Here is a 15148-nt window from a genome sequence, read left to right as displayed (position 1 = left end):
GCCTCACGCCGCGTCCGCTTGCGCTTGCCGTTGTACTCCGCATCGCCGAAGGTCAGTTGCATCGTCGTTGTCCGTTGCGTCTGTGTGATTGTCGCAGGATCAAGGGGAGTTGTTCAGAGTTTCCCTAACCCGATGCAGGGTTTGCCCGGCATCCAGGTCAACAGCCGCAATGAATTCGTCAATGGCTCGTTCCAGAATGTGCCGACCGAATCCAACACCAGCCTGACCGAGCGGCATTCGGTCACCACCGATTACTCGGTGGGCGCCAAGTGGACGGTCAACGAAAAGCTGACCCTGAGCACCGACTTTCAGTATGTCGATGCCACCACCACCGGCACGCGCTACATCCTGTCCACCGGGCAGGCCACCAGCCCGCAGTTCAACGTCGATTTCCGTGGCGATCTGCCGCGTTTGTCGGTGACCGATGCCAGCGGTGCGGAAGGCTATCTGGCCGACGTCAACAACTACAGCGGTTGGCGCTATCACCTGGACAACAAGGACGACAACAAGGGCACCGAATTCGCCTGGCGCTCCGATATGGATCTGGCCTTCGATAGCGACTTCGTGCGCAGCTTCAAGGCGGGTGTGCGTTACACCGACCGTGATGCGGAGACCAAGGGCAACATCTACCGCTTCATGTGCATCAACAACTGCGCCGGCGCACCGTTTTCGCAGTACCCCGGCATCGGCGTGATGACCAATCCGATCACCGACTTCTTCCGCGGTGAAAGTCATGCCTTCGGGCCGACCCTGACGGCTTCCGATGCGGCAGTGGCGAACTATCAGCAGACCTTGGCCGCCTTCGGTGCCACCCCGCTTGAATTTGCGCCCAACAACATCAACACGCAGAACGAGAAGACCTACGCGGCGTACGGCGTGCTGCGCTTCGGCGTGGATGGCAACATTCCGTTCGACGGCAACATCGGTGTGCGCGTTGTGCGGACCAAAGTGGGCTCGCAGGGCGTGCGCACCGGCGCTGACGCCGAAGGTGGCGGCCTGATTCCGGTGGATGCGCAGCAGACCTACACTGACGTGCTGCCCAGCTTGAACCTGCGTTGGATGCTGAGCGATCAGCTGCAGTGGCGGTTTGCCGCCTCGCGCGGTATTTCGCGCCCAACCTTCGACAAGCTCAATCCGAATCTGAGCCTCAGCACCGGTAGCTCGAACGGCGCCTCGACCTTCACCGGCACAGCGGGTAACCCGGGCCTGGAAGCGGTCAAGGCCGACCAGTTCGATACCGCGCTGGAGTGGTACTTCGGCCAGGGGTCGATGATGTACGGCACCCTGTTCTACAAGAAGGTGGAGGGCTTCATCGCCAACGCCGTCTTCAACGAGGTGTACGACGGCCAGGTGTGGCAGATCACCCGTCCGGTCAATGGCGATGCCGGCAAGATTCGCGGCGCGGAATTGGGCTATACGCAGTTCTTCGACTTCCTGCCGGGCTGGCTGAGCGGCTTCGGCCTGCAGACCAACTACACCTATGTCGACAGTGAGGCGCCAAGCCCCACTGCCACCGACACCAACGGGCAATCGTTGACGGTGCCGCTGGAAGGCCTGTCCAAGAACAGCTACAACGCGATCCTCAGCTACGAAACTTCGCGCTTCCAGGGCCGTGTGGCCTATAACTGGCGCAGCGATTGGCTGGTGACCACCGCGGGCAACGGCACCGGCAATCTGCCGGTCTACAACAAGGGCTTCGGCCAGTTGGATGCCTCGCTGCGTTTCAACATCAATGATGTATGGTCGATTTCGCTCGATGGCGTGAATCTGCTCGATACCCGTCGCGAAAGCTATCTGGGCACCGAGTCGCGCTACCGCGATTTCGTGATCAACGATCGTCGGTATGGCCTGACGTTGCGGGCCAGCCTGTAGAACGCGCCGTAGGAAGTGCGTCGCCGCTCCGGCGAGCTGTGCAGGCAGCCCGTTGGACCGGCGTTTTCCTATCGATAACCAGGTCATCGATCGCGAGGGGAGCCGGAGGAATGATCGTCGTGATCGATCCGCCTACTAAGCGCCACCTTTCCGCAGCACAGGCGTGGCTGATTGCTGTGTGCCTGATACTGGTGTTGTTTTTCATAACGTCCGAGGTGTCAGCGGCCAAGCCCGGCATGCCAGGGCCGTATCAGTGGCGCAGCGTCGCCATTGGCGGTGGCGGTTTTGTCACCGGTGTGCTGTTTCACCCCGCCGAACGCGATCTTGCCTATGCACGCACCGATGTCGGTGGGGCATACCGCTGGGATGCGCAGGCGCAGCAGTGGGTGGCACTGACCGATTGGTTGGGTGCCGACGACTGGAATCTGATGGGGATCGACGCCTTTGGGGTCGATCCTGCCAACCCGAACGCGCTGTATCTGGCCGCGGGTACCTACATGCACGAACGCTCCGGCAATGCGGCGGTATTGCGTTCTTTTGATCGCGGCAAACATTTTGAACGCGCCGAGCTGCCGTTCAAGCTCGGTGGTAATCAATTGGGCCGCGCCAATGGCGAGCGGCTGGCCGTGGACCCGCACGATGGCCGTGTGGTGTTGCTTGGCTCACGTGATGCAGGCCTGTGGCGCAGCGACGATCGCGGCGCGCACTGGGCGCGGGTGGAGACATTTCCTGCCGATGCATTGGCAGGCGCCACGGCGCGCAACCATGTCGGAACCGAACAAGCGGTGGGGATCGCCTTTGTCGTGTTCGACCCCGCCAGCGGCCGCCCTGGCAATCCGTCAACGCGCATTTATGTGGGCGTTTCCACTGCGCAGAACAGCCTATACGTTTCCGAAGATGCTGGCCGCACGTGGTCTGCCGTGGCCGGGCAACCGAAGGGGTTGCGTCCCAACCACATGGTCGGCGGCAACGATGGACAGTGGTATCTGAGCTATGGCGATCAGCCCGGCCCGGATTTGATGGCTGGTGGCGCGCTATGGAACTACGACGCGGCGCAACACCGCTGGCGCGAGATCAGCCCGATTCCGCAACCTGCCAGCGGCGATGGCTTCGGCTGGGGTGCGGTGGCGGTGGATCCGCAACATCCGCAGGTGCTGTTGGCCAGCACCTTCCGCCGACGCACCCCGCGCGACGAGTTGTTCCGCAGCAACGATGGCGGGCGCAGCTGGACGCCGCTGTTGGCGAACGCGCAGTTCGATCACAGCGCCGCACCATGGACGGCGCACGCAACGCCGCACTGGATGGGCGCACTGGCGATCGATCCATTCGACAGCAATCACGCCCTGTTCGTTACCGGCTACGGCATCTGGGCCTCGCGCAATCTGCAGGATTTCGCTGCACGCCAGCAGCCGTTGCAATGGTGGTTCCAGGACCGTGGGCTGGAAGAAACCGTGCCACTGGATCTGCTCAGCCCGATGGCCGGCGCGCATCTGCTCAGTGCGTTGGGCGATATCGACGGCTTCCGGCATGATGCGTTGGACACCGCGCAGTTGCAGTATCTGGGCCCGCGCTTGACCAATGGCGAGAGCATCGATGCTGCCGGCCAAGCGCCGCAATGGGTGGTGCGCAGTGGCACCGTGCGCGATCGCCGCAACAACGAGATTCGCGCGCTGTACTCGCAAGACGGTGGCACGCATTGGAGCGCGTTCGCCAACGAACCGCCGAGCGGGCAGGGCGCCGGCACGATTGCCATTGCCGCCAATGCATCGCAGGTGGTGTGGGCGCCGGAACAAGGCGGTGTGTGGCGCACTACCGATGTCGGCAAGCACTGGCAACGCGTGCGGGGCTTGCCCGACACCGCGGTGGTGGTGGCCGACCGCGTCGATGCGCAGCGCTGGTATGCGGCTGATCGCGTGAGCGGGCGTCTGTACGAGAGCAGCGATGGCGCCGCCAGCTTTCGCGATACCGGTCAGCAGATCGGCAGCCCGGCGCGCGATGAACGTGCGCGCCCGCAACTGCGGCCCGATCCGTGGCGTGCAGGCGTGGTGTATCTGGCCAGTCCCATGCTGGGCGTGATGCGTTGGCAGAACGGCCGATTGCACACGCTTTCCAAACCGGACCAAGCGCGCTCGCTAGGCATCGGCAAGGCGCTGCGTGCTGGCGCGCCGCCGGCCCTTTATCTGGCTGGGCGCGTGGCAGGCGTGGATGGCATCTTCCGTTCCGATGACGAAGGCGCGCATTGGCTGCGCATCAACGACGATGCGCATCGCTTCGGCAAACCATATAGCGTGACCGGCGACCCGCGCATTCCTGGCCGCGTGTATTTCGCCACCGGTGGACGTGGCATTTTCTATGGCGATCCACGATGAGCGCAGCATCGCTATGCGCAGCATCGCGCTGTCTTACCGTGGACGGCGCTGTTTGCCGTCGTATCGCTGCGCACCGCCTGGCTGCGCCGATTTTGGAGATTACTGCATGACCGCTTCTTTCGTTCGTCGCGGTTGCCTGCTGGGCTTGGTGCTGGCCAGCCCGGCCGCCTGGGCATTGCCGACGCTGCCGTTGCTGTTCGCCGATGGCGCCGTGCTGCAGCGCGACCAACCGATGCCGGTCTGGGGCTGGTCTGCGCCCAATGCGGCGATCACGGTCAGCTTCGATGGCAAGCGCGCCACCGCCAAGGCCGATGCAACCGGGCAATGGAAGGTCAAGCTGCCTGCACACAAGGTCGGTGGTCCCTACGTGCTGCGGGTGCAAGGCGACGGCGGCGACGTACAGGTACGCGACGTGCTGGTCGGCGATGTGTGGCTGGCCAGCGGGCAATCGAACATGGAATGGCCGTTGGCACAGGCCAGCGATGGCCCGCAAGCGGTGGCTGCGGCCAATGATGGGCAGCTAAGGCATTTCAAGGTGCCCAAGTCGTGGTCGGTGCAGCTGGAAGCGCGCCTGACCGGTGGCGAGTGGAAGGCTGCCACGCCAGCCAACGCCGGCGAATTTACTGCGGTCGGTTACTTTTTTGCCAAGGAGCTGCGTGCCAGCACCGGCGTGCCGATCGGCATCGTCAACAGCACCTGGGGCGGTAGCGCGATCGAGGCGTGGATGGACGCTGCTTCATTGGGCCTGAATGCCGATCAGAACCAAGGCGCGATCGAGGCGATCAAGCAGCGCGATACCGCAGCGCAGGCGGCCACCGGCAAGCGCATCGCGCGCTGGCCCAAGGTGGACGGCGAAATGCCGCAATGGCGCGCGGCGGATTTGGACGACAGCGACTGGGACAGCATCCCGGTCACCAAACAATGGGAATCCAGCGGCTATGACGGCATGGATGGCATCGCCTGGTATCGCACCACGATGACGCTCAGCGCTGCCGAGGCCAAGGCCGGCATCACCTTGGGCGTGGGCCAGGTCGACGATTCGGACATCACCTACGTCAACGGCCAGCAGGTCGGCAGCACCGAAAATCGATGGAACCTGCCGCGCGTCTACCAGGTGCCGGCAGCGGTGCTCAAGGCCGGCGTCAACCACATCGCCGTGCGCGTGGAAGATATCAGCGGCGGTGGCGGCATGCACGGCCCTGATGAGCAGCGCTTCGTGCAGACCAGTGCCGGTGCCAAGCGCGCACTGAGCGGTTGGAAATTCCGTCCGGCAGCGGTGCGTGTGTCGTTGGCCGACAACAAGAATCAACTGCCCACGCTGCTGTACAACCAGATGATCCATCCGCTGCAGCCGTTCCCGGTTAAAGGCGTGATCTGGTACCAGGGCGAAGAAAATGCCAACGATGCGGGTGCGGTGAAATACCGCAAGCAATTCGCGGCGATGATCCAGCAATGGCGTGCCGAGCGCGGCGATAACACGCTGCCGTTCCTGTGGGTGCAGCTGGCCAACTTCAAGGCCGGTGGCGACAACGGTGAGCTGAGCCCGTGGGCGCTGTTGCGCGAGTCGCAGTCCAAGACGCTGGCGCTGCCGGCAACCGGGCAGGCGGTGATCATCGACATCGGTAACCCCACCGACATCCATCCCACCAACAAGCGCGATGTTGGTCATCGTCTGGCGCTGGCGGCGCGGCATGTGGCCTATGGCGAAACGCTGGTGTACAGCGCGCCGGTATTCAAGCAGGCCAGTTTTGCCGGAGGCAAAGCGGTGCTGACCTTCGACCTGCAGGGCAGTGCACTGCAGGTGCGCGGCGGTGGGGCAGTGCAGGGCTTTCGTATTGCCGGTGCCGATCAACGCTTCCACCCGGCCACTGCGCAGATCGACGGCGACCGTGTGATTGTGCGCAGCGCCGCAGTCGCCGCACCGGTGGCCGTGCGCTACGGCTGGAGCGAGAACCCGGACGACGCCAATCTGATCAATCGCGACGTCCTTCCTGTTTCCCCCTTCCGCACCGATACCTGGTGACACGGAGTCTTATGTCCATGCATTCCCCCGTTGTACACGTGCTCTCCCACGCCAACGCACGGCGTTGCCTGCGCCCGCTGCTGCTGTGCGCGCTGACGCTGGCCTTGGCCGCATGCCAATCTGGTGACAAGGGCGATGCCGGCAAATCTGCCGCAACCACGCCTGCTGCAAGCACCGCCGCGGCAACGCCGGCAACTGCACAAGCGCCGGCTGCACAGGCACCGATGCCGCAGTTCGTCAGCAAGGACGGCAAGCATGCGTTGTTGGTCGACGGTGCGCCGTTTCTGATCTTGGGCGCGCAGGTCAACAACTCCAGCAACTATCCCGGCATCATGGACAAGGTGTGGCCGGCGATGCGGGTGCTCGGCCCCAACACCGTGCAGGTGCCGATCGCCTGGGAACAGGTGGAGCCGGAAGAAGGCAAGTTCGATTTCTCCTTCGTCGATACGCTGCTCAATCAGGCGCGCGAACACAAGGTGCGCCTGGTGCTGTTGTGGTTTGCAACCTGGAAGAACAACGGCCCGCAGTACGCACCGCATTGGGTCAAGACCGATAACCAGCGTTTCCCGCGCGTGGTCACCCGCGAAGGCAAGTCGATCGGTTCGTTGTCGCCGCACGCGCAGACCACGCTGGATGCCGACCGCAAGGCCTTCGTCGCCTTCATGCAGCACCTGAAAAAGGTCGACCCGCAACACACCGTGATCATGATCCAGCCGGAGAACGAGGCGGGCACGTACGGCAGCGTGCGCGACTTCTCGCCGATGGCGCAGAAGCTGTTCGACGGGGCAGTGCCGGATGAATTGATCAAGCGCATGAACAAGCAGCCGGGTACCTGGAGACAGGTATTTGGGGCCGATGCCGACGAATTCTTCCACGCGTGGTCGATCGGCCGTTACATCGACCAGATAGCCGAAGCCGGCAAGGCCGAGTATCCGTTGCCGATGTACGTCAATGCCGCGCTGCGTGGCCCGTTCAATCCGGGACAGCCTGGCCAGTATGCCAGCGGTGGTCCCACCGATAACGTACTCGACGTCTGGAAGGCGGCCGGCCCGCATATCGACCTGTTGGCGCCGGACATCTACATGCCCGAATACCGCATGTACACCACGGTGTTGGAGCGATACGCACGCCCGGACAACGCGCTGTTCGTTGCCGAAACCGGCAACCGCCCGGAATACGCGCGCTACCTGTATCCCACGCTAGGCCACAACGGCATTGGCTGGTCGGCGTTCGGCATGGACTACACCCGCTATTCCAACTATCCGCTCGGTGCCAAACACGTGGATGAAGAAACTCTGGCGCCATTTGCGCTCGGTTTCCAGGCGGTCAGTATGGGCATGCGGCCGTTCGCCAAGGCTGCCTCCGAAGGCAAGCTGCACGGCGCGGCCGAAGAGCCTGGCCAGGCCGTGCAGGAGCTCAAGCTCAACGACCGTTGGAGCGCCACCATCACCTACGGCGTGCCGCAGTTCTGGTTCAAGGGCGACCCGCCGGGTAACCCCGAACCGATCGGCGCTGCGTTGATCGCCGAGCTGAGCCCTGACGAATTCCTGGTCACCGCTTACCACGCGCGTGTGACCCTGCACCCGGCCAGCGACACCACTGCCAACATGATCTACGACCGCGTCGAGGAAGGCATCTACGAAGGCAGCGATTGGAAATTCCAGCGCAACTGGAATGGCGACCAGACCGACTACGGCGTCAATTTTTCCAACATGCCGCAGCTGCTCAAGATCACACTGGCGACCTACAAGTAGGCTCGCCTGCGACAACGTAGCGACGCCACATAGTTGGCACCGCTTTGAACTAACCCATGCGCTGCCGCCCCCGCGGCAACGTTTCGTAATTCCAAGGGAGTGACCATGCAAACCACCATCCGTTCCGCCGGCATCGCGCCTGCCAACCGGCGTACGCCGCTCGCCCATTGTGTGGCGCTGTCGCTGGCCCTGTTGGCCAGTGCCGCGCACGCGCAGGAAGTGCGCAAGGCCGCCGATGGCGTCACTGTGGTGCCGAGCGCCAAGGGCGCCGCACCGGTGCGCCTGCAGGTGGTCGATAGCGGCATCATCCGCGTCAGTGCCGACCCGGACGGCGACTTTGCGCGCAGCCCCAGCCTGATGCGCGTGCCGGTGCAGGGCGATGGCGCGTTCCAGATTGCCGAGCAGGGCGATAGCGTGCAGCTGAAGACCGGCAAGGTCACCGCCACGGTGTCCACCGTCGATGGCCACGTCAGCTTCGCCGATGCCAACGGTAAGCCGGTGTTGTCGGAAGTGGCCGGCGGGCGCAGCTTTGCGCCGCTGAAAGTGGAGGGCAAGCAGTACCTGAGCGTGCGGCAGCGCTTCCAGTCGCCCGATGACGAAGCGCTCTACGGTTTCGGCCAGCATCAGCAGGGCTGGATGAACCAGAAGGGCCGCAACGTTGAACTGCAACAGAACAACATCGACATGGCGGTGCCGTACCTGGTGTCCAGCCGCAACTACGGCCTGCTGTGGGACAACAACTCGATTACCCGCCTGGGTGATCCGCGCGGCCTGCAGCCGCTGCCGAAGACGCTAAAGTTGTACGACGCCAAGGGCAAGGCCGGCGCGCTGACCGCACGCTATGCGATCAATGGCAAGCAAATCCTCGAACGCCGCGAGAGCGAGGTGAACTACCAGTACCTCAGCGACCTGCCCAAGTATCCGAAGAAAGCCATCACCAAGGACAAGAACAGCCGCATGCAGGTCACCTGGGAGGGCGAGATCGAAGCGCTCAGCGGTGGCGAACACACCTTCTCGCTGTATTCGAGCGAATACGCCAAGTTGTATGTGGACGGCAAGCTGGTCGTCGACCGCTGGCGCCAGAACTGGAACCCGTGGAATCACGAATTCAAGCTCGATCTGCCGCCGGGCACGCGCCATACCGTCAAGCTTGAGTGGGACTTGATCGACCCAAGCTACATCGCGTTGTTGCACCGCGACCCGCTGCCGGCCGCCGAAGCGAAGGACCTGTCGCTGTGGTCCGAAGCCGGGCAGATGATCGACTACTACTTCGTCTCCGCCGATTCGTACGACCAGGCCGTTGCCGGCTACCGCGAACTCACCGGCAAGTCGGTGATGCTGCCCAAGTGGGCGTATGGCTTCTGGCAAAGCCGGGAGCGTTACAAGAGCCAGGACGAGCTGGTCGGCGCGGTGGCCGAATACCGCAAGCGCAAGCTGTCGCTGGATACTATCGTGCTCGATTGGTCGTACTGGCCGGAAAACGCCTGGGGCTCGCATGATTTCGATCCCAAGCACTTCCCGGATCCGGACGGCATGGTCAAGGCCGTGCACGACATGCATGCGCAGATCATGATTTCGATCTGGCCCAAGTTCTATCCCACCACCGCCAACTACAAGGAACTGGACGCTGCCGGTTTCATGTTCAAGCGCAACGTGGAAGTGGGCGAACTGGACTGGATCGGCAAGGGCTACAAGAACTCGTTCTACGACCCGTATTCGGAAAAGGCGCAGGCCATGTATTGGCGCCAGATCAATGAAAAGCTCAACAGCAAGGGCTTCGATGCCTGGTGGATGGACGCCGACGAGCCGGACGTGCATTCCAACCTGGACATCGCCGAGCGCAAGGCACGCACCACGCCGAACGCGCTGGGTTCGTCCACCGAATACTTCAACTCCTACCCGTTGCCGCATACGCACGGCGTGTACGTGGGCGACCGCGCGGCCGACGACAAGCGTGTGTTTATCCTCTCGCGCAAGGGCTATGCCGGCACCCAGCGCAATGCGGTGGCTGTGTGGAGCGGCGACATCGTCTCGCGGTGGGACGACATGCGCGACCAGATTTCTGGAGGCGTGAACATGGCGCTGTCGGGCTTGCCCAACTGGACCTTCGACATCGGCGGCTTTGCGGTGGAGAAGCGCTATGAAGACCAGGATCCGGCGCACCTGCCGGAATGGCGCGAGCTCAACACACGCTGGTTCCAGTTCGGTGCGTTCGTGCCGATCTTCCGCTCGCACGGGCAGTTCCCGTACCGCGAGATCTGGAACATCGCCCCGGAAGGCACACCGTTCTACGAGAGCATGGCGTACTACAACCGTTTGCGTTACACGCTGCTGCCGTACATCTATAGCCTGGCCGGTGACACCTATCAGCGCGATGGCGTGATCATGCGCGGCATGATGATGGACTTCCCGAACGACCCCAAGGTGCGCGATATCAACGACCAGTACCTGTTCGGGCCGGCGTTCCTGGTCGCACCGGTGACCCGCTTCGGTGCCACCTCGCGGCAGGTGTACCTGCCGGCCGGCAGCAGCTGGCTGGATTTCGCCACTGGCAAGCGTTACGAGGGCGGCCAGAGCATCGAAGCGGCCGCACCGATCGAGCGTATGCCGCTGTTCGTGCGCGCCGGTTCCATCGTGCCGACCGGCCCGGTGCAGGAATACGTGGACCAGATGCCGGACGCACCGCTCACCGTGGTGGTCTATACCGGTGCCGATGGCCAGTTCTCGCTGTATGAAGACGATGGCAAGGGCTACGGCTACGAGAAGGGCGAGTTCAGCCGCATTCCGCTGGTGTGGAACCAGGCCAAGGGCGAGCTGAGCATCGGCAAGCGCGCAGGCCACTGGACCGGTATGCAGGCCAAGCGCACCATCAATGTGCGCTTCGTCGACGGCCCGCGCGACGATGCCGGTGCGCTCGCGCCCAAGAGCGACACCAGCATCCAGTACGACGGCAAGCCGGTCAGCGTGTTGCAGCGCAAGATTGCGTCCGGCAAAGCGCGTCGTCGATGATCGCAGGCTGTCTTCAGTCAACGAGTAAGCAGATGCCGGAACGCCGCAAGGCAGGCGCGGGCGGTTCCGGTCAGGCAGCACGGCGGTGGCCGTGCTGAGCCGGCGCGAGCTGTGCAAGGCAACCGGGGCCGCCATTGCGGTCCTGGGCGCCGCGCCGGTGGCCGGACAGGCCGCGCAGTCTTCGAAAAAAGCTGTGCTGCCGCCAGTCGCAGCGGCCGAGGGCCTGCAGCTGTGGTATCGCGAACCGGCCAACGAATGGGTGGAAGCCTTGCCTGTCGGCAACGGGCGATTGGGCGCGATGGTGTGGGGCGGTATCGCCCACGAGCGTCTGCAGCTCAACGAAGACACGCTGTATGCAGGCGGGCCCTACGATTCCACCAGCCCGGACGCATTGGCGACATTGCCGCAGGTGCGTGCGCTGATCTTTGCCGGGCGCTATGCAGAAGCCGAACAACTGGCCGATGCCACGCTGCTCTCGCGTCCGCTCAAGCAGATGCCGTATCAACCGTTGGGCGATCTGCTGCTGGATTTTGATCGCGCCGATGGCATCAGCGACTATCGCCGTCAGCTCGATCTGGACACCGCGGTGGCAATCACCACGTTCCGCTCCGGCGAAGCGGTGCATCGGCGCGAAGTGTTTGTCTCTGCGCAAGCGCAATGCATTGTGGTGCGGCTGTCGTGCGACCACCCCGGCGGTATTTCACTGCGTGTGGGCATCGACAGCCCGCAAAGCGGCGATGTCACCGCGGAGCAGGGCGGCTTGCTGTTCAGTGGTCGCAACGGCAGTTTCGCCGGCATCGAAGGCAAGTTGCGGTTTGCATTGCGGGTGCTACCGCAAGTGACCGGTGGCAAGCTCAGTCAGGTGCGCGACCGCTTGCGTATCGAGGCTGCCGATGAAGTGGTGTTGCTGCTCAGCGCAGCGACCAGTTACCAACGCTTCGATGCGGTCGATGGCGATCCGCTTGCGCTCACCGCAGCAAGCCTGCGCAAGGCTGCCTCGCTGGATTTCCCGGCGCTGTTGCATGCGCATCTGGCCGATCATCAACGCCTGTTCCGGCGCGTGGCCATCGACCTCGGCAGCAGCGATGCCGCACAGCTGCCCACCGACGAACGCGTGCAGCGGTTTGCCGAAGGTAACGACCCGGCACTGGCCGCGCTGTATCACCAATACGGACGTTACCTGTTGATCTGCAGCTCGCGGCCCGGCACCCAGCCAGCCAACCTGCAGGGCATCTGGAATGACCTGATGCAGCCGCCGTGGGAAAGCAAGTACACCATCAACATCAACACCGAGATGAACTACTGGCCCAGCGAGGCCAACGCGTTGCATGAGTGCGTCGAACCGCTGGAATCCATGGTGTTCGACCTGGCCAAGACCGGTGCACATACCGCAAAGGCGATCTACGACGCACCGGGGTGGGTGGTCCACAACAATACCGACCTGTGGCGGCAAGCTGGCCCGATCGACGGCGCCAAGTGGAGTCTGTGGCCAATGGGCGGGGTGTGGCTGCTGCAGCAGCTATGGGACCGCTGGGATTACGGCCGCGATCGCGCCTACCTGAGCAAGATCTACCCGTTGTTCAAGGGCGCCGCAGAATTCTTCGTTGCCACGTTGCTGCGCGACCCGCAGACCGGCGCCATGGTGACCAATCCGTCGATGTCGCCGGAAAACCAGCATCCCTTCGGCGCGGCGGTATGCGCCGGGCCCACCATGGATGCGCAGTTGCTGCGCGATTTGTTCGCCCAATGCATCGCCATGAGCAAGTTGCTCGGCGTCGATGCGGAACTGGCGCAGCAACTGGCCACCTTGCGCGAGCAGTTGCCGCCCAACCGCATCGGCAAGGCGGGGCAGTTGCAGGAATGGCAGCAGGACTGGGACATGCAGGCGCCGGAGATCCATCACCGCCACGTCTCGCATCTGTACGCCTTGCATCCGTCCAGCCAGATCAATCTGCGCGATACCCCCGAACTGGCTGCGGCCGCACGGCGCTCGCTGGAAATCCGTGGCGACAACGCCACTGGCTGGGGCCTGGGCTGGCGTCTGAACCTGTGGGCGCGGCTGGCCGATGGCGAGCATGCGTATCGCATCCTGCAACTGCTGATTTCGCCAGATCGTACGTATCCAAATCTGTTCGACGCACATCCGCCATTCCAGATCGACGGCAACTTCGGCGGCACCGCCGGCATTACCGAAATGCTGCTGCAAAGTTGGGGCGGCAGCGTGTTTCTGCTGCCGGCCTTGCCCAAGGCGTGGCCACGTGGCAGCGTGCGCGGCATGCGCGTGCGTGGTGGCGCCAGCGTGGACCTGGAATGGGAGGGAGGTCGCCTGCAGCAGGCACGCCTGCACAGCGATCGTGGCGGGCGCTATCAACTGTCCTACGCTGGGCAGACCCTGGACCTGGAACTGGGCGCAGGCCGCACCCAGCAGGTGGGACTCAACAACAACCGATTGGTGACGCAATGAGCTTGTACGTAGGACTGGATGTGGGCACGCAAAGCGTCAAGCTGGTGGCCTACGATCCGCAGGATCGCGCCGTGGTCGCCACCATCGCCGCGCCGATGGAGCTGATCAGCCGCGATGACGGCACCCGCGAGCAACAGGCGCAGTGGTGGATCGACGGCATCGTGCATTGCTTCGCGCAGCTCGACGGCGAGTTGCGCGCGCGCGTGCGCGGCATCTCCGTGTCGGGCCAGCAACACGGCTTTGTGCCGGTGGCCGCCGACGGCAGCGTCACCGCGCCAGTCAAGCTGTGGTGCGATACCAGCACCGCGCTGGAATGCGACGAAATCATGGACGCCGTTGGCGGCGCCGCCGGCAGCGTTGCGGCTGCAGGTAACCCCATCATGGCCGGCTACACCGCCTCTAAATTGCCGTGGACACGCAAGCATCGCCCCGAGGCGTATGCAGCGATGACCACGGTGATGTTGCCGCACGACTACATCAACTTCTGGCTCACCGGCGAGCGCTTTGCCGAAGTCGGTGATGCCTCCGGCACCGGCTGGCTGGACGTGCGTACGCGCCAGTGGTCCGAGCGCATGTTGAGCGCGGTCGACGCGCAACGCGATCTGCGCACTGCATTGCCGCCGCTGGTGGAAACCGGCGCGGTCTACGCATTGTCCGATGCCGCTGCCCAGGCATTGAATCTGCCGGCAGGCGTGCGCGTCACCACCGGCGGCGGCGACAACATGATGGCCGCCATCGGCACCGGCAACGTGGTCCCCGGGCGTCTGACCATGAGCCTTGGCACCTCCGGTACCTTGTTCGCCTATGCCGATCACCCGGTGGTTGACGATGAGGCACGCTGGGCCGCGTTCTGCTCCTCCAGCGGCGGCTGGCTGCCGTTGATCTGCACGATGAACTGCACGGTCGCCACCGAGGCGGTGATGCGCATGTTCTCCATCACCCGCGCACAGACAGAGGCGATGATCGCCGACACCGCACCGGGTGCCGACGGCCTGGTGTTGCTGCCGTTCTTCAACGGCGAGCGCACCCCGGATTTGCCGGCCGCGCGCGGCTGCCTGTTCGGCATGGATCTGCACAACACCACCGCCGCGCATTTTTATCGCGCCGCGATGGAAGGCGCCACCTACAGCTTGCGCAACGGCTTCGATGCCTTCGTTGCTGCGGGTTTGCAGTTCGATACCATCCTGCTCACCGGTGGCGGCAGCAAGAGCGCACAGTGGCGGCAGATGGTGGCGGACATCTTCAACCTGCAGGTCGTGGTGCCGACCCAGCCCGAAGGCGCTGCCTTCGGTGCCGCGTTGCAGGCGTTGTGGGCCTGCGAGCGCGCCGACGGTGGCAATGCCGCGTTGTCTGACGTGGTGCTGGAGCACCTGCAGGTGGACGACGCGCTTGCCGCACAGCCCAACCCGCAGCGCGTGGCCCAGTATCAGCAGCACTATCAGACCTTCCTCAAACACCTGCATGTCGTCAGCCCGCTCTACGCCGGCTGATCGATTTTTTTTCTACAACTCCCCCAGCATCAAGGACTTCTCACCCCATGAGCAACACCGTCTACATCGGCGCGAAAGAATATTTCCCCGGCATCGGCAAGATCGGTTTCGAAGGCCGCGATTCGGACAACCCGCTCGCCTTCAAGGTCTACGACGCCACCAAGAAG

Annotated in this window: 6 protein-coding genes and 1 pseudogene; all 7 read left to right on the top strand. The window is 63.7% G+C overall.

Annotated elements, in window-relative coordinates:
• Positions 1-126: 126 nt before the first annotated feature.
• Positions 127-1872: pseudogene (locus tag NX05_RS03210) on the top strand (TonB-dependent receptor); the annotation flags it as partial.
• A gap of 110 nt (positions 1873-1982) precedes the next feature.
• Positions 1983-4241 carry a hypothetical protein gene (locus NX05_RS03205; RefSeq protein WP_039430780.1) on the top strand — a complete coding sequence of 753 codons (2259 nt, stop codon included), beginning with the start codon at positions 1983-1985 and terminating at the stop codon, positions 4239-4241.
• A 106-nt stretch (positions 4242-4347) separates the two neighbouring features.
• Positions 4348-6264 (top strand): sialate O-acetylesterase, encoded by a 1917-nt coding sequence (locus tag NX05_RS03200; RefSeq protein WP_039430791.1) that lies wholly within the window; start codon positions 4348-4350, stop codon positions 6262-6264.
• Between the two features lie 11 nt (positions 6265-6275).
• The gene (locus tag NX05_RS03195) at positions 6276-8018 is read left to right on the top strand and encodes a DUF5597 domain-containing protein (protein WP_039430777.1); all 1743 of its coding nucleotides are present in this window, start codon (positions 6276-6278) and stop codon (positions 8016-8018) included.
• Between the two features lie 105 nt (positions 8019-8123).
• Positions 8124-11027, top strand: a complete 2904-nt coding sequence (locus tag NX05_RS03190) for a TIM-barrel domain-containing protein (RefSeq protein ID WP_039430774.1) — start codon at positions 8124-8126, stop codon at positions 11025-11027.
• 91 nt (positions 11028-11118) lie between these two features.
• Positions 11119-13491 (top strand): glycoside hydrolase family 95 protein, encoded by a 2373-nt coding sequence (locus NX05_RS03185; RefSeq protein WP_039430790.1) that lies wholly within the window; start codon positions 11119-11121, stop codon positions 13489-13491.
• The gene (gene xylB / locus NX05_RS03180; RefSeq protein WP_039430772.1) at positions 13488-14981 is read left to right on the top strand and encodes a xylulokinase; all 1494 of its coding nucleotides are present in this window, start codon (positions 13488-13490) and stop codon (positions 14979-14981) included. The genes NX05_RS03185 and xylB overlap by 4 nt, the downstream gene beginning before the upstream one ends.
• The last annotated feature ends 167 nt before the right edge of the window (positions 14982-15148 follow it).

Source organism: Xanthomonas vasicola (genome assembly GCF_000772705.2).
GTDB lineage: Bacteria > Pseudomonadota > Gammaproteobacteria > Xanthomonadales > Xanthomonadaceae > Xanthomonas > Xanthomonas vasicola.
Note: the sequence above shows the minus strand (reverse complement) of the source record. Positions and strands in the feature narration are given on the sequence as shown.

What these genes read in the sequence shown, in the direction of transcription:
- NX05_RS03200 (WP_039430791.1), top strand. Translation starts at nt 4,348, where the DNA reads ATGACCGCTTCTTTCGTTCGTCGCGGTTGCCTGCTGGGCTTGGTGCTG.
- xylB (WP_039430772.1), top strand. Translation starts at nt 13,488, where the DNA reads ATGAGCTTGTACGTAGGACTGGATGTGGGCACGCAAAGCGTCAAGCTG.
- NX05_RS03190 (WP_039430774.1), top strand. Translation starts at nt 8,124, where the DNA reads ATGCAAACCACCATCCGTTCCGCCGGCATCGCGCCTGCCAACCGGCGT.
- NX05_RS03205 (WP_039430780.1), top strand. Translation starts at nt 1,983, where the DNA reads ATGATCGTCGTGATCGATCCGCCTACTAAGCGCCACCTTTCCGCAGCA.
- NX05_RS03195 (WP_039430777.1), top strand. Translation starts at nt 6,276, where the DNA reads ATGTCCATGCATTCCCCCGTTGTACACGTGCTCTCCCACGCCAACGCA.